Source organism: Erwinia sp. 1181_3 (assembly GCF_052824965.1).
In genome coordinates, this window is record NZ_VTDE01000002.1 from 513,431 (window position 1) to 530,293 (window position 16,863).

The following is a 16,863-nucleotide window of genomic DNA, read 5'->3' on the forward strand; positions in this document are numbered from 1 at the left end:
ATCCCGTTCGGGTTAAGCGTGACGTGGATAACTTTAGCCAGGCGCTGATAACAACAACAGGAGAAAAAACTGAATCTCCCAGTCCGTATCCTACAAATATTGGGACTGCTGTCAGGAATTCAACGGGCCAGGCAGTGCCTGACCCGTTGATGGTGAGCGAAACAAGAAGACTTAACGCTCATGCGGAGGTGGTGCCAGCACCTCGCGGTTCCCGTTATGCCCCGGTGACGAAACAATTCCCTGCGCTTCCATCTGTTCAATGATACGCGCAGCACGGTTATAACCGATACGGAATTGCCGCTGAACGCCGGAAATCGAGGCGCGACGCTTGTCGACAACGAACTCAACGGCCTGGTCGAACAACTGGTCCAGCTCTTCGTCACCGTCAACGCCACCCGCACCCGATTCAGTATCGTCGCCGCCGCTAAGGATACCTTCTTTATACTGAGGACGTTCGCGTGCCTTCCAGTCTTTCACGACGGCATGCACTTCCTGGTCGCGAACAAAGGCACCATGGACTCGGACCGGAATAGAAGAGTTAGGTGCCAGATACAGCATGTCACCCATGCCCAGCAAAGATTCTGCACCCGACTGATCGAGAATGGTACGTGAGTCAATTTTACTGGATACCGTAAAGGCAATACGTGTCGGAATATTGGCCTTAATCAGACCGGTGATCACATCCACAGAAGGTCGCTGTGTGGCCAGCACCAGATGAATCCCCGCCGCACGTGCTTTCTGTGCCAGACGTGCGATCAGTTCTTCCACTTTTTTGCCGACGGTCATGATCAGGTCTGCAAACTCATCCACCATCACCACGATATAAGGCTCTTTTTCCAGTACCGGTGGTGTCATATCCATGCTGTCGGTTGGCTTCCAGAACGGGTCAGGGATGGGACGCCCCATCGCCTCAGCCATATCCACCTTCTCGTTATAGCCCGCGATGTTACGCACACCCAGTGCCGACATCAGCTTGTAACGACGCTCCATCTCAACCACACACCAGCGCAACGCATTGGCCGCATCTTTCATGTCGGTGACCACATCGGTTAACAGATGTGGAATGCCTTCATACACCGACAATTCGAGCATTTTCGGGTCGATCATAATAAAGCGCACTTCTTTTGGCGTGGCTTTATACAAGATACTGAGGATCATGGCATTAACGCCTACCGACTTACCGGAACCGGTCGTACCGGCAACCAGCAGGTGAGGCATTTTGCCCAAATCGGCTACCACTGGATCGCCGGAAATATCTTTGCCCAGCACAATCGACAACGGGGAGGGATTATCACGGAATGCCGGGCAATCCAGCACTTCTCGCAGATAAACCGTCTGGCGATTCAGATTAGGCAACTCCAGCCCCACATATGGACGACCAGGGATGACTTCCACCACACGCACGGCAACAGCTGACAATGAGCGAGCCAGATCCCGCGACAGGTTAGAGATACGCGCAGCTTTTACGCCCGGCGCCAAATCCAGCTCAAAGCGGGTGATAACAGGACCCGGTGAGTACCCAACCACCTCAGCCTTCACGCGATAGTCAGCCAGCCGTGCCTCAATCAAACGAGCGGTCTGCTCAAGCGCAAACTGGTCTACCGGTTCCGTTTCGGCTGGCGGCGACGCTAACAAATCGAGCGTTGGCAGCGGCGTGGTTGGTTTGTACGTTGGCTGCTCATGACGCATCAGGAACGGATGGATCAAACTGTCCATATCCGGTTCTTGCGGCTTCACTGGCTGGGCCGTCACAGGAGGTGCAGCAGCGGGTTGCCATGCAGGAGAAGTCTGCGCAATGGGAGCCTGCGGTTGCGCCTCTTCGGGCTGTTGCCACTGTGACTGAACGGGGGCAACGGACTCTGTTTCCGGTGCTGCCGACAGCGTAAACAATGGCTCAGTCGGGCCGTCATTGACCAGATCGTCCATCGGTGAGAAATCGAAAGCACCGGAGGTATCAAGCGTAAAGGTTGGGCTTTGGCCTGACGTTTCGGCGGCATAACGCTGCTGCTGCTGTTCAGCAAACTGACGCGCCAGCGCCGCCTGTTGTAGTGCTTCTTCATCTTCAGCAGCAAACTCTTCGCCGTAACGCTGCTGTTCCCGTGCCAGGAACGCTTCACGTAGCTGTGCCTGTTCCGCATCATCCTGCTCGTCAGGCGTGACAGCCTGCCAGGCATCTCCTTCAGCAACCTCTGGCTGCAGGGACTCCTGCTCTTTGGCTTTTTCTTCCGCCATGCGCTGCGAAGGCAACTTAATGCCGTAAGAAGCCAATTCGCGGCGTGTCGGCAATTTTACTGGATTTGGGCGCGGCAGTTCAGGGCCGATACCCTGCTTAACCTGGGGATTAAGATCGTCGCCACTGGTTGCCGTAAAGCCCGGCATAAACGGCATATTACTGCTGGCTGACTGTGCAACAGCACCAAGCGCAGCTCCGGTTGCAGCAGCAGCTACTGAGGCTGGATGAGAGGCATGTGGTGTGGAGAAATCAAACGGCGAAGCCGCTGAGGTATCCTGCCAGTTGCCCATCTGCGGACCGTCTTCTTCATCAACCGGTAGCGAAGGCGCTGGCGTCCTGGCTTCTGCTGGCACTTCAAAACGATAGAGCGATGGTTGTGGCGGTGCCACTGGTGTGGAAACCTGCACCTCAGCCTGGGCTGCGTATTCCTGAGCAGGAGCAATGACCGGCGCAACGGGGGCAATCGCAGATTGCTGCGCAGGAACCGAAACAACATCGCTGGATGTCGGTTTGGCCAGCAGCGGATCGTCCTGCTCGCCCTCCTCATCATCTGCGTGAACAGGCTGTGGTTTCGTCAGCAGTACGTCGTCGTGATCGTCAGCATGCATCGGTGCACTGCGTACCGCTACCGGCGCATCCACTTCATCTTCATCGTCTTCTTCATGCCATTTCTCATCAGCACGTGAGCGATTACTGGCGAAAGTCAGTACTCCCATCACCACGCCACCAATCTTCTCGGCAATCGTCAGCCATGACCAGCCGGTATAGAGCGTCAGCCCCGCTGCCCAGATGCACAGCAGGGTTAGCGTGCCGCCCGGCCCGCTAAAATAGGGAGCCATCGCATTGCTTAACAAGCTGCCAATCACACCACCCGACGCAAAATACCAAATATCGTCAGCATTCAATGCGGCCAGACCACAGGAAGTAACCACCAGCGCCAGCACGCCAATCATGCGCAAACCAACGGCAAAATAGTCAATGTAATCCTGGAAGTGGCGTCGGCTGAACGTGATCCAGCACAGGCCTAAAATCACGGGAGGAAGCGCATAAGCCATCACGCCAAAGATGAAGAATAGCGTATCTGCAAGCCACGCCCCAACGCCACCACCGATGTTGTGGATAGGTTCGTGCCAGGCGGTTTGTGACCAACTGGGATCGGAAGGATTGAAGCTCACCAGCGCCACCATCAGATAAATGGCGAAAAGAGCAACAACAATTAATAGCGCTTCCAGCAGGCGACGCCCGCTGCTCAACGGTTCTAACGAAACGTCTTTATCTTCTGTGTATTCCTGGCTCAAGAGTACTCTCCAGGTGCCTGTAAACTATGGAGGTAACAGCGCCGGGCATGCCCGGCGCTGAACCTGTATGAATTCACAGGAGTGTACCGAAAACTAACAGGTTTTGCACCTGCCCTGTGTTACCGGGTTTTAATCACTAACCGGTTACTTTGTTTCACTTCTTCCATGACCACATAAGTACGGGTATCGTTCACACCCGGCAGACGTAGCAAGGTTTCGCCCAGCAATTTACGGTACGCAGACATATCTGGAACACGGGTTTTTAGCAGATAGTCAAAATCACCGGAAACGAGGTGACACTCTTGAGTTTCCTCAAGTTTTTGTACTGCGGCGTTAAACTGCTCAAACACATCAGGCGCACCACGATTCAGAGTAATCTCAACGAATACCAGAAGTGATGCATCCAGATAGTGCGGATTTAACTGAGCAGTGTAGCCGAGAATGAAGTTCTGTCGCTCCAGACGGCGAACGCGCTCAAGGCACGGCGTGGGTGATAGGCCTACGCGCTTGGAAAGCTCGACGTTAGAAATACGCCCATCTTTCTGCAGTTCATTCAGGATGTTGCGGTCAATTCTGTCGAGATCTTTACCCGGCCGTTTTTTATTGTCTACCATTATTATTGTCTCTCTTAAATTTCTTCCCTTTACCTGCCATACCCTGAACGACTCAATGTAACAGGGTTGATCTAAGTGAAGACATCGAGCCTGTCGCGGTATTAAACGCTCTATCTGCATGACGCATGTTGTCTGTCCACACCATGCGTCATTCCAAATAACAGGCTGAGTATATCGGGCGATAAACGCAAAATCCGGGATGAAACCCTGACTTAGGTGACCAAATACACTCTGCTTCCCATAATGTTTTCGCAAAAGCGCAGCCGATTGTCAAAGCAAAACAAACAAAATCAGTACAACATGCCAAAGCGAATGCTGTCTCTCTGTTTTTCAATGACAATTTTGTCGCCAAAATGACAAAAAATGGCTGAAATGCTATTTTTCCACCCTCACCCTGTCATACGGACAACGATTGGCCAGACCTTTTTCATTAATTGTTAACAAAATCGCAGAATGCTTTTTTTGCCTCGCTAAATTCCCTACAATCCGGGTATAGGTTTGCCAGTCAATTAATGAGGGTCTCATGGGTACGGCTAAACACAGTAAATTACTGATTCTGGGCTCGGGCCCGGCAGGTTATACCGCTGCCGTGTATGCAGCCCGCGCTAACCTCAACCCGGTGCTGATCACCGGTCTGGAAAAAGGGGGTCAGCTGACCACCACCACCGACGTGGAAAACTGGCCAGGCGATCCGAACGAGCTGACCGGGCCACTGCTGATGGAACGCATGCACGAGCACGCGGTGAAATTTAACACCGAGATCATTTTCGATCATATCCACAGCGTGGATCTGCAAAACCGCCCGTTCCGGCTGACCGGCGATGAAGGTGTGTACACTGCTGATGCACTGATTATTGCTACCGGTGCATCCGCTCGTTACCTGGGTCTGCCTTCAGAGGAAGCGTTCAAAGGTCGCGGTGTTTCAGCCTGCGCCACCTGTGACGGTTTCTTCTACCGTAACCAAAAAGTCGCGGTGATTGGCGGTGGTAACACCGCAGTGGAAGAAGCGCTTTATCTGGCGAATATCGCCGCCGAAGTGCATCTGATCCACCGTCGCGATAGCTTCCGTGCGGAAAAAATCCTGATTGACCGTCTGAATGAAAAGGTCAAAAACGGCAATATCGTGCTGCATACTGACCACACGCTGGATGAAGTGCTGGGCGATCAGATGGGCGTCAGCTCATTGCGTCTGCGCTCCACCAAAGACGATCAGACTAAAACACTGGAAGTCGCAGGCTTGTTCGTTGCTATCGGTCACAGCCCGAACACCGCTATCTTTAATGGTCAGTTAGCACTGGAAAATGGTTACATCAAAGTCCAGTCCGGACTTCAGGGTAATGCCACGCAGACCAGCATTCCGGGCGTATTCGCAGCAGGTGATGTGATGGACCATATTTACCGCCAGGCGATTACCTCTGCCGGAACGGGCTGTATGGCCGCCCTGGACGCAGAGCGTTATCTTGACGGTTTAGTTAAAAATAATCAGTAAGTTGTTAAAACTCTGAGCTAATCTTGCCTAAGGCGACGAGCAATTGTCGCCTTTTTATCCTCCGCATTGTAACATTGCCGCGCTTGACACCTATCTTCCTGGGGCCTTTGCCTCACTACTGTTTACGTCAGGGCAATACGGCAACAGATGAATAAAACACGACAACAACAACTCACCCGCTGGCTGAAAAGTCAGAGTGTGCATGGCCATCGCTGGCTGCGCCTCTCATACCTGCTAGGCACATTGAGCGCCCTGCTGATCTTAGCCCAGGCCTGGTTTCTTGCCTCGCTGCTTCAGGCCCTGCTGATTGACCATCAGCCGCGTGATAGCCAGCTGCTGCATTTTATTCTGCTACTGGCCTGCTTTGCGGGTCGTGCCTTTCTGGCATGGCTGCGCGAAAAGATCGGTTTCAAAACCGGCCAGGCTATCCGCCAGACCCTGCGCCGTCAGGTATTGAACCGTCTGTCTGATCTCGGGCCCGCCTGGATTCAGGGTAAACCCGCCGGGAGCTGGGCCACATTGCTGCTGGAACAGATTGAGGAGATGCAGGATTACTATGCGCGCTATTTGCCGCAGATGATGCTGGCGGGGATCATCCCATTGCTGGTACTGATCCTGCTGTTCCCGGTGAACTGGGCAGCCTCGCTGATCCTGCTGGCGACTGCACCATTGATCCCCTTATTTATGGCAATGGTGGGAATGGGTGCTGCCGATGCAAACCGCCGTAACTTTCAGGCACTGGCACGTCTGAGCGGTCAGTTCCTTGACCGTCTGCGCGGGCTGGAAACGTTACGTCTGTTTCACCGCGCACAGGCTGAAACCGCCACCATCGCAGAAGCGTCCGAGCAGTTCCGTCTGCGCACCATGGAAGTGCTGCGCATGGCGTTTCTGTCCTCGGCGGTGCTGGAGTTCTTCGCGTCAATCTCCATTGCCCTGATCGCGGTCTATTTCGGTTTCTCTTATCTTGGCGTCTTCAATTTTGGTCACTACAGCACCCCGGTTACCCTGTTTGCCGGGTTCCTCGTGCTGATACTCGCCCCTGAATTTTACCAGCCACTGCGTGACCTTGGGACTTACTACCATGCCAAGGCACAGGCGATTGGCGCCGCCGATGCGCTGCAAACCTTCCTTGAAGAGAGTGAGTCTGCCTCAGTTGAACGTGGATCGCTGACTCCGGACCTGAGTAATGGATTGAGTCTGGTGGCCCAGGATCTGGTCATCACTACGGCAGAAGGCACACCGCTTGCGGGTCCACTGAGTTTTACTTTACAACCGGGACAACGCGTGGCGCTGGTCGGGCAAAGCGGTGCGGGCAAAACTTCGCTGATGAATGTGCTGCTCGGCTACCTGCCCTATCGCGGTTCGCTGCTGATTAATGGCACAGAGCTGCGAGATATCGCTCTGCCGCACTGGCAGCTGCAGCTGGCCTGGGTGGGCCAAAACCCGCACCTTCCCGCCGGTACACTGCGGCAGAACATTTTGCTGAGCGGTAATAGCGATGAAGCCCGTCTGCACCAGGTGCTGGCACTGGCTGGTGTGAATGAATTCCTCTCACAGTTACCCGCGGGTCTTGACAGTGAAACCGGTGATCAGGCTGCGGGGCTTTCTGTTGGCCAGGCGCAGCGTGTTGCCGTTGCACGTGCGTTGATGAAGCCCTGCCAGCTGCTGCTGCTGGATGAACCTGATGCCAGCCTCGATGCGCACAGTGAACAGCATGTTAATCACGCGCTGTTACAGGCTTCTCATGCCCAGAGTACGCTGCTGATCACCCACCAGCTCGATCGCCTGGATCAGTGGGATGAAATCTGGCTGATGCGCAAAGGCGAAATTGTTCAGACAGGAAGCAGGGAGGCTCTGGCCCATCAACCAGGCCCATTTGCAGACCTGATGGCCCAGCGAGGAGGATCGCTCGAATGAAAACCCTGCTGCCGTTTTTAAGACTCTATCGTCGCCATATCCTGCGGTTACTGGCGGGCATTGTGCTGGCTGTGCTGACGCTACTGGCCAGTATCGGCCTGCTGACGCTGTCGGGCTGGTTCCTCGCCGCGACGTCTCTGGCGGGCGTCGCCGGGATCTACAGCTTTAACTATATGCTTCCTGCCGCCGGGGTTCGCGGCACGGCAATCAGCCGTACGGTGGCACGCTACCTGGAGCGCCTGGTCAGCCACGACACTACCTTCCGTGTGCTTCAGCATCTGCGGGTATTCACCTTCAGCAAGCTGCTGCCGCTCTCTCCTGCCGGTATCGCCCGTTTCCGTGAAGGCGACTTGCTCAACCGTCTGGTGGCGGATGTGGATACGCTGGATCATCTCTATCTGCGTGTCATTTCACCGTTGGTGGGGGCGCTGGCCGTCATTGTGGTGGTGACGATCGGCCTGAGCTGGCTGGATACCAGTCTGGCACTGACCCTTGGCGCACTGATGCTGCTGACGCTGATTGTTATCCCTCCTGTGTTTTACCGTGCCGGGCTGCCGGTAGGCGCTGATTTAACTCGCCTGCGTGGCGAATATCGCAGCGGCCTGACCCGCTGGCTTCAGGGGCAAGCCGAATTAAGTCTGTATGGGGCTGCCAGCCAGTTCCGCAGCACAATGAATGCCACCGAGCAGAACTGGCTGGCTGCGCAACAGCGTCAGGCGAGCCTGACCGGGATGTCTCAGGGACTGGTGATGTTGATGGGTGGCATCGCCGTCACGCTGCTGTTGTGGTTAAGTGCTGTTGGCATCGGCGGCGATCCTTATCCTGGTGCTTACATTGCGCTGTTTGTCTTCTGTGCGCTGGCGGCCTTTGAAGCGCTGGCACCGGTCGGTACTGCATTCCAGCATCTCGGCCACGTTATCGCCTCAGCAAAACGCGTTTCACAGATTATCGAACAGCGACCGGCCGTTAACTTCACAGCGGAAAGTGGAACATTACAGAGTGCTGGTGCGGCGCTGAGCCTGAGTGATGTCAGCTTCCGTTACGGCGAAGGCCCGTACGCACTTGCCGGGCTGACGCTTGAGATTGGCGCTGGCGAACATATCGCCCTGCTCGGTCGGACTGGCTGCGGCAAGTCCACGCTGTTGCAACTACTCACCCGCGCCTGGGATCCGCAACAAGGGACTATCCTGTTGAATGGTCAACCGCTGACTGACTGGAGTGAAGCCGATTTACGTGCCCGCACCAGCGTGGTCACCCAGCGTGTGCATCTGTTCAGCGCCAGCCTGCGTGACAATCTGCTGCTGGCCGCACCGGCATGCCGCGATGAGCAGCTGTGTGATGCCCTTCATCAGGTCGGGCTGGAGACACTGCTGGATAATGATCAGGGACTCAATGCCTGGCTGGGTGAAGGCGGTCGTCAGCTTTCCGGTGGGGAGCTGCGCCGACTGGGTCTGGCGCGCGCGTTGCTGCACGGCGGCGATTTAATGTTACTGGATGAACCGACGGAAGGCCTGGATGCGGAAACCGAACAGCAGATCCTGGCTTTGCTGCGCCAGGTCGCCCGCGGGAAAACCCTGATTATGGTGACGCACCGTCTGCGGGGTCTGGCACATTTCGATCGAATTTGTGTTATGGATAGCGGCCAGATTATTGAACAAGGCAATCACCAGGAATTAGTCTCAAAACAGGGCCGATACTGGACATTTCTGCAGCGCTTTGCGCTATAGTCATTACCTCTCGTGCTGATGAGTATTGCCCGATGCGCCTGATCCAGCTCTCACGTGAATCGCTTAATTTCCCGCCGCCAGAAATGGCGTTGCGGGAACCCAATGGCCTGCTGGCAATGGGGGGAGACCTCAGTCCGCAGCGTTTGCTTAACGCTTATCATCGGGGCATTTTTCCGTGGTTTTCCCCTGGCGATCCTATCCTCTGGTGGTCACCCGATCCGCGGGCAGTGCTGCTGCCTGAACATTTCCATCTCAGCCGCAGTATGAAACGCTTTCATCAAAAATCCCCTTATCAGGTCACACTGAACCAACAATTTCAGCAGGTGATAGAAGGCTGCGCCAGCGATCGTAATGAAGGAACCTGGATCACCCATGAGGTGAAACGCGCCTGGCAAAAGTTGCATGAGCTGGGACACGCACAGTCGATAGAAGTATGGCGTGGTGAAGACCTGGTCGGCGGTATGTACGGGCTGGAACTGGGGCAAATCTTTTGCGGTGAATCGATGTTCAGCCGCAGCGAGAATGCCTCCAAAACGGCATTGCTGGTCTTCAGTGAGTACTTTCAGCAACAGGGTGGCAAGTTAATCGACTGCCAGGTGCTTAATCCTCATACCCTCTCTCTGGGCGCGCAGGAAATTCCCCGCGCGGCCTACCTGCAATATGTCCATTCTCTGGCGCATCAGCCTCTTTCTGCTGATTGCTGGCAGCCACGTCGGCTTTTTTAATGCAATCCTTCTATGTTTTGCACGCAACAGGGCAAGAACAGTGATATAATATGCGCGTTTGGTATGTCGTCCGCCTTTCACCGGTACAAGATGGTGATGCGGAATACCAGGCTGGGAATCTCAACGCACCTTTTCAGAACTGTTTTAATCGTGCGACCAAAGCATATTTTAAACAGATTCTTAGCCCGCTGTTCCCCCACGCTGACGTCACTGACTCCAGATTAATTCGTAATCCGTCTGCGCCAGGTGCGCGTCAGAGGGATTGATGTGGATGAATTCATCCGCAATTCTTTACTTAATACGTGAAATTCGGCATTATCTCGCCGGTTCAAAACTAAGGTAGTCCACCTAGAGGATTCGATGGCCAAAGAAGACAATATTGAAATGCAGGGTACCGTACTCGATACGTTACCTAACACCATGTTCCGCGTTGAATTGGAAAACGGTCACGTGGTTACCGCTCATATCTCCGGTAAAATGCGCAAAAACTACATCCGCATCCTGACGGGCGACAAAGTCACTGTAGAGCTGACCCCGTACGACCTGAGCAAAGGCCGCATTGTCTTCCGTAGTCGCTAAGTGACCCATTCTGAGGTGCTGCCGCGTTAATCGCCAGCAGTACCGCTACGCCAAACCGGACTGCTTTCAGTCCGGTTTTTTTACGCCTGAAATATAGTGATTCGTGCCCCTAAAGTGCCGTTGCCTCCTTGCCGATAAATCAGATAATTCTTAAAAAATGGGTACCTCAACCTTATAATTCTGATGGTGGCAAATAAATGATAAGAACGCTGCACTCTTTCCCTCTTAAACCGCTGGTTATTGCACTGGCGGCGGCTCAAAGTCTGACGTCTCTGGCACATGCCATCCCAACACAGACTGAGCAGGTTGTTGACGCCAGTTATAGCTATACGACAACACTGAGCCCCACTACTGATATTCTGACGTTCACACCTGACGCCAACTTTTCCATCTCCAGCATTGCGGTAAATAACCAGCAGCATACCCAACGGGTGGATAATCAGGGCATTCTCAACTCGATTTACTCATCGACGCTGATGAACCAGGGGATCATCGACACCCTGCGCAATTCAGGTCAGCTCACTATTGGTTCCAACAGTGGAATGGTTTTATCGGGCGGCGCGATTTACAACACCAATAACGCCACCATTACTAACCTGATTAACAGCGGTACCATCAGTACCAATGGTACGTCTATGCCGATGCCCGGTATGGGAGCTGCGGGGATTCAGAACAATGGAATCATTACGACACTGACTAATCAGGCGCTCGGCACTATTTCCAGCACTAATACGGCCATCTTCAATTCAGGTACCATTACCGAGCTGAACAACGAGGGCACCATTCGTCAGTTGGGTAATAGCAACATCTATATTGGAACGGCTATCACCAACTACGGCACGCTGACGACCCTTAATAACAGCGGTACTATCATCGGGAATGTCACCAGTTACTCCATGACCGACCTGGTGATAAACGGTGGGAACATCCGACGTGGCATACTGACCGGCATCACAAGTGATTCGATAATCTTACCAAACTCAACGCTCGGTACACTGGGCAGTTACAATGCTAATCTCGCTTTCCAGCAGGGCAAGCTTTGGTTGAATGATAATGTCGGGCTCGGCAGCAACGGTACACTGACCAATAGCGCTGACGTTCTGATTACCCAACCGGTAAACATTAATGGGAATTATCATCAAACTGCTGCGGCCGTCCTGAATATTGGTGTTACCGACTTTACAAACGCTAACGGCAGCACTCTCGATGTGGGCTACGGCCGCCTGAACGTGAATGGCAATGCACAGATAGACCCTGGGTCGTCCATTCGCTTAACCAGTACTGGCAGCAGCTATGGTTTCGCCAGCGGCCAGCGCTATGTAGTGATCAATGCCACCACGGCCGATTATAATGCCGCCATGCTGCATTACAGCGCTGACACGTTTAATGGGACAGTGACAGGTGCAGCGATTAGCGACGAAGTCAATAATACCAATAACCTGGTCGTTTATCTGTCCGGCGGTAATAACAGCGGTGGCGGTAATAACAACGGTGGCGGCAATACGCCAAAGCCGGGTAAACCGCTTCCGACGACGGGCAATGCCATCTCGTCACTGAATGGTCTGTCGAGCTACAGCGGCATCTCTTCCCCTGCGCTGCTGAATCTGTTCAACGCCTCAAAAACCATCACCACGGAAGCGGAAGCCAACCGCATCGGCGAGCAGCTTTCGCCAGGCCAGAACAGCATGGCGTCCGCCGCCACCTCGGCCGCATCCATGGATGCCCTGGGCGTCGTTGGCACGCATCTGGACGGCCTGCGCATCACCCCGGGCGCCAGCGCACGCGGTATCGCCACCGGTGATGACAGCCTCGACTGGGCCGCCTGGGGCAAACCGTTCTACGGCAGCGCGCGTCAGGGCATGGTCGATAACGTCAGCGGTTACCGCGCACATTACGGCGGCCTGGTGCTGGGTGCCGACCGTCAGATTCTGGACAGCTGGCGTGCCGGTGCGGCGTTAAGCTACAGCCGCACCTCCGTTAAAGGCCAGGATAACGTGAAAGGCAGCAGCAGCGACGTTGACGCATGGGGCGGCATTCTCTATGCCACCTACAGCGGCGAGCCGTGGTTCGTCAACCTCAGCACCAGCCTGACCCGCCAGTCTTATGACAGCCAGCGTCAGGTGGCCTTCGACGGCTTCAACGACAACGCCAGCGCGCACTTTACCGGGCAGCAGGTGGCACTGAAGTCGGAGGTCGGTTATCCGCTGGCATTAGGGGCTAACACCACACTGACCCCGCTGGCCAGCCTGAGCTACAGCTACCTGCATCAGGGCAGCTACCAGGAAAACAGCGACAATGGCAGTGCGCTGGATGTCGACAGCGCGCACAGCCAGTCGGTCGAAAGCAGCCTCGGCGGTAAACTGGCGCACAGCTGGTCAACGCCTGCCGGCGACCTGTCTCCGTTTGTCCAGGTGATGTGGACCCATCAGTACGATCGCAGCCCGATGACCACTAACTCCGGTTTCAGCGCGGACAGCCTGGGGGAAACCCGCTTTACCTCACAGGGCGCCCGCCAGGCTGCAGACAGTGCGGATACCAGCGTTGGTGTTTCACTGGCCCATGCCGACGACCTGACGCTGGAAGCGCGGTACGACCTGCAAACTGCACCGCAGTTCATGGGTCAGACCGTCAGCCTGCAAGTGCGTAAGCTGTTCTAAGCCACGGGTGAAATTCATGCCCCCAGGCGTTGGATTACTGCGGTGTAGTCTGCCGCAGTAATCCTGCTGCAAAAGTGGTGCCTCTGGCTTCTATACCGGGGCGCTGCCTGCAGTACCGCTACGCCAAACCGGACTGCTTTCAGTCCGGTTTTTTTATGCCTGAAATATAGTGATTTGCACATCTAAAGTGCCTCTCAATGCTGCCGATAAATCAGATAATTCCTATAAAACGGACGGAGAAAACCGTCTTGTTAACTCTGATGGTGGCAAACACAATGAATAAATCGCTGTATTCTTTCCCACTCAAGCCGCTGGTTGTTGCGCTGGCGGCGGCTCAATGTTTTAACCTTGCTCACGCCGACCCGGCACAAACCGAAGAGATAATTAGTCACTCAGCTGTCATTAATCAGCTCACCGTCTCTACCGATATTCTGACGATTGAGCCTGCGGCAACCTTGAGTTCAACTACCACATCCATGTCGTATCTTGCTACCGTAGCCAATATGAAAGATACCGATTTAGTGGATAATCAGGGCAGTATCTACAACGACTCCAAGCTTGCTTTCTATAACGGTGGCGGGGGAACGCTTTCCTCTCTGAAAAACTCAGGGGTAATGAACTCAACAGATTTCATTGCGCTGGAAAACGACAACACGATTGGTTCTCTGGTAAACAGCGGGCTAATCACCTCTGGCAACAACACATCAAGCACGTCGGATCCGATGTCAGGGATCGCTAACTTCGGTACGATCACTACGCTGACTAACACCGATACCGGTGAAATCATCGGGGGAACAAAAGCTATTTTTAACGTTGGCGTGATAACGACTCTGAATAACGATGGTTATATTGGCGTGTATGGTAACGGGCTGAACTCATCTGATAGCATTGCCATTCTCAACAAAGGTACGATTGGCGCGATCAACAACAGCGGAACCATCGCCGGTGACATTGTCAACAATACCAGTAATGCTCTGGTGATCAACGGGGGCGTAAATCGTCGCGGTTCGCTGATCGGTAGTAATCAGATGATTTATTCATTCTCATTACCAACATCCTCACCGATTGGTGCGATAAACAGCACAGGGGCAGATGTGCGTTTCCAGACGGGACAGCTGCTGCTGAACGACAACGTGTATCTGGGTGGCACTCATACCCTGACCAACAACGCTGATGTTCTGGTTAATGAGAGTCTGAAGGTCGACGGCAACTACCATCAGACCGCTAACGCGATCCTGCGTATTGGGGTTTCCGATGCCTCCCAGGCGCTGGGAAGCGCGCTGGATAGTGGCTATGGACGCCTGAACGTCAGAGGAAATGCGGTGATTGATGCAGGGTCTTCAATCAAATTACTCAATACAGGCAGCTATGGTTTTGCCGATGGTCAGCGCTATGTGGTGATCAAAGCCAGTACTGCCGATTATAATGCCAGCAAGCTGCACTACAGTGCTGACACGTTTAATGGCACAGTGACAGGTACAGCGATTAGCGACGAAGTCAGTAATACCGACAACCTGGTCGTCTATCTGTCCGGCGGTAATAACAGCGGTGGCGGTAATAACAACGGTGGTGGCAATACCCCAAGCACGGGCAGACCGCTTCCGACAACTGGCAATGCCATCTCGTCACTGAATGGTCTGTCGAGCTACAGCGGCATCTCCTCCCCTGCGCTGCTGAATCTCTTCAACGCCTCAAAAACCATCACCACGGAAGCAGAAGCCAACCGCATCGGCGAGCAGCTTTCGCCAGGCCAGAACAGCATGGCATCCGCCGCCACCTCGGCCGCATCCATGGATGCCCTGGGCGTCGTTGGCACGCATCTGGACGGCCTGCGCATCACCCCGGGCGCCAGCGCACGTGGTGTCGCCACCGGTGACGACAGCCTCGACTGGGCAGCATGGGGCAAACCTTTCTACGGCAGCGCGCGTCAGGGCATGGTCGATAACGTCAGTGGTTACCGCGCCCATTACGGCGGCCTGGTGCTGGGTGCTGACCGTCAGATTCTGGATAGCTGGCGTGCCGGTGCGGCGTTAAGCTACAGCCGCACCTCCGTTAAAGGCCAGGACAACGTCAAAGGCAGCAGCAGCGACGTTGACGCATGGGGCGGCATTCTTTATGCCACCTACAGCGGCGAGCCGTGGTTTGTTAACCTCAGCACCAGCCTGACCCGTCAGTCTTACGACAGCCAGCGTCAGGTGGCCTTCGACGGCTTCAACGACAACGCAAGCGCGCACTTTACCGGGCAGCAGGTGGCACTGAAGTCGGAGGTCGGTTACCCGCTGGCATTAGGGGCTAACACCACCCTGACCCCGCTGGCCAGCCTGAGCTACAGCTACCTTCATCAGGGCAGCTATCAGGAAAATAGCGACAATGGCAGTGCGCTGGATGTCGACAGCGCCCACAGCCAGTCGGTCGAAAGCAGCCTCGGCGGTAAACTGGCGCACAGCTGGTCAACGCCTGCCGGCGACCTGTCTCCGTTTGTCCAGGTAATGTGGAGCCATCAGTACGATCGCAGCCCGATGACCACTAATTCCGGTTTCAGCGCGGACAGTCTGGGGGAAACCCGCTTTACCTCGCAGGGTGCCCGCCAGGCTGCAGACAGTGCAGATACCAGCGTCGGTGTTTCACTGGCCCATGCCGATGACCTGACCCTGGAAGCGCGTTACGACCTGCAAACTGCACCGCAGTTCATGGGTCAGACCGTCAGTCTGCAAGTGCGTAAGCTGTTCTAAGCCACGGGTGAAATTCACATCCCGTTGCGTTGGGTTACTGTGGTGCAGCCTGCTCATCGGTTGCGCCACCGATAACCGAGTTGTAACCGCCGACGCCATTGCGCGTGCGGCGGGTTTACAGCAGGGTGAAATCAACGCCGCCCCCTTTGTACTCAGCTGGTGGGGGCGCATTCGCGATCCTCAGCAGCCTGTGCATCTCTATATTGAAGGTGATGGTTTTGCCTGGGTCACTCCCAGTCAGCCCTCACGCGATCCCACCCCGTTTAACCCTACTGCGCTTAAACTTGCCGCTGCCGACCCTGCCCTGAATGTGGTCTATCTGGCACGTCCCTGCCAGTACATCCCAATGACGCGCAATCCCGTCTGTAACAAGAGCTGGTGGACCGACCGCCGCTTTGCTCCAGAGGTGATTAATGCAATGAATAATGCCATCACACAGATTGCCCGCCAGGCCCCCGGTCAGCCGCTCGTGCTGGTAGGCTACTCGGGTGGTGGTGCGGTGGCTGCGTTAGTCACGGCGCGGCGCCATGATGTGCAGTCGCTGCGCACGGTGGCGGGAAATCTCGATATGGATGAGGTGAACCGTCTGCATCAGGCCAGCCCGATGCCACAGTCGCTGAATGCCAAAGACGTTGCCCCAAGGCTGTCAGGGCTGCCACAGATCCACTTCTCTGGCAGTGAGGATCGGGTGGTGCCGCACAGCGTGGCACAAGGCTATGCGGATGCCAGCCACTCTTCCTGCGTACAAATCGTTGAGGTTCCTGGGCTGACACACGGGGGTCATTGGGAAACGCACTGGACCGCCCTACTGGCGCAACAGCCCGCCTGTAAATAGACAAAAAAAAGCCTGATGAATCATCATCAGGCTTTTTTATTCGCGCAGGTCCGGCAA

General features: G+C 54.9%; 10 protein-coding genes. 8 read left to right on the forward strand and 2 right to left on the reverse strand.

The genetic code is table 11. The annotated features are described in order from the left end of the window. Positions 1 to 171 precede the first annotated feature (171 nt). Positions 172 to 3,531 carry a DNA translocase FtsK 4TM domain-containing protein gene (locus tag FY046_RS06750; RefSeq protein WP_133841046.1) on the reverse strand — a complete coding sequence of 1,120 codons (3,360 nt, stop codon included), beginning with the start codon at positions 3,529 to 3,531 and terminating at the stop codon, positions 172 to 174. Between the two features lie 119 nt (positions 3,532 to 3,650). Continuing rightward, positions 3,651 to 4,145, reverse strand: a complete 495-nt coding sequence (gene lrp / locus FY046_RS06755) for a leucine-responsive transcriptional regulator Lrp (RefSeq protein ID WP_133841047.1) — start codon at positions 4,143 to 4,145, stop codon at positions 3,651 to 3,653. Positions 4,146 to 4,668: 523 nt separating this feature from the next. Between lrp and trxB the strand changes: the two genes are divergently transcribed. The 8 genes from trxB to FY046_RS06795 all read left to right on the forward strand — a co-directional run bounded on the left by trxB (position 4,669) and on the right by FY046_RS06795 (position 16,806). Further along, positions 4,669 to 5,634, forward strand: coding sequence for a thioredoxin-disulfide reductase (gene trxB, locus FY046_RS06760; RefSeq protein ID WP_159337136.1), 966 nt, complete (start codon positions 4,669 to 4,671; stop codon positions 5,632 to 5,634). Positions 5,635 to 5,781: 147 nt separating this feature from the next. Then, a complete protein-coding gene (gene cydD / locus FY046_RS06765) occupies positions 5,782 to 7,551 on the forward strand; it encodes a heme ABC transporter permease/ATP-binding protein CydD (protein WP_446185896.1) in 1,770 nt (589 codons plus the stop codon). Next, a complete protein-coding gene (gene cydC, locus FY046_RS06770; RefSeq protein WP_446185897.1) occupies positions 7,548 to 9,278 on the forward strand; it encodes a heme ABC transporter ATP-binding protein/permease CydC in 1,731 nt (576 codons plus the stop codon). The genes cydD and cydC overlap by 4 nt, the downstream gene beginning before the upstream one ends. A gap of 32 nt (positions 9,279 to 9,310) precedes the next feature. Beyond that, complete coding sequence (gene aat / locus FY046_RS06775) at positions 9,311 to 10,003, forward strand: leucyl/phenylalanyl-tRNA--protein transferase (protein WP_133841051.1); 693 nt, start codon at positions 9,311 to 9,313, stop codon at positions 10,001 to 10,003. A 360-nt stretch (positions 10,004 to 10,363) separates the two neighbouring features. After that, on the forward strand, positions 10,364 to 10,582 hold the full coding sequence (infA, locus tag FY046_RS06780) for a translation initiation factor IF-1 (protein WP_002211347.1): 219 nt from the start codon (positions 10,364 to 10,366) through the stop codon (positions 10,580 to 10,582). Positions 10,583 to 10,779: 197 nt separating this feature from the next. Then, positions 10,780 to 13,239 carry an autotransporter family protein gene (locus FY046_RS06785; protein ID WP_159337138.1) on the forward strand — a complete coding sequence of 820 codons (2,460 nt, stop codon included), beginning with the start codon at positions 10,780 to 10,782 and terminating at the stop codon, positions 13,237 to 13,239. A gap of 275 nt (positions 13,240 to 13,514) precedes the next feature. Then, positions 13,515 to 15,971, forward strand: a complete 2,457-nt coding sequence (locus FY046_RS06790) for an autotransporter family protein (RefSeq protein ID WP_167864865.1) — start codon at positions 13,515 to 13,517, stop codon at positions 15,969 to 15,971. A gap of 7 nt (positions 15,972 to 15,978) precedes the next feature. Continuing rightward, on the forward strand, positions 15,979 to 16,806 hold the full coding sequence (locus tag FY046_RS06795) for an alpha/beta hydrolase (protein WP_446185898.1): 828 nt from the start codon (positions 15,979 to 15,981) through the stop codon (positions 16,804 to 16,806). Positions 16,807 to 16,863 lie beyond the last annotated feature (57 nt).

Bases quoted from the DNA above. Each gene is read 5' to 3' on its own strand.
- FY046_RS06785 (WP_159337138.1), top strand. From the start codon at position 10,780: ATGATAAGAACGCTGCACTCTTTCCCTCTTAAACCGCTGGTTATTGCA.
- aat (WP_133841051.1), top strand. From the start codon at position 9,311: ATGCGCCTGATCCAGCTCTCACGTGAATCGCTTAATTTCCCGCCGCCA.
- infA (WP_002211347.1), top strand. From the start codon at position 10,364: ATGGCCAAAGAAGACAATATTGAAATGCAGGGTACCGTACTCGATACG.
- FY046_RS06790 (WP_167864865.1), top strand. From the start codon at position 13,515: ATGAATAAATCGCTGTATTCTTTCCCACTCAAGCCGCTGGTTGTTGCG.
- cydD (WP_446185896.1), top strand. From the start codon at position 5,782: ATGAATAAAACACGACAACAACAACTCACCCGCTGGCTGAAAAGTCAG.
- cydC (WP_446185897.1), top strand. From the start codon at position 7,548: ATGAAAACCCTGCTGCCGTTTTTAAGACTCTATCGTCGCCATATCCTG.
- trxB (WP_159337136.1), top strand. From the start codon at position 4,669: ATGGGTACGGCTAAACACAGTAAATTACTGATTCTGGGCTCGGGCCCG.
- lrp (WP_133841047.1), bottom strand. From the start codon at position 4,145: ATGGTAGACAATAAAAAACGGCCGGGTAAAGATCTCGACAGAATTGAC.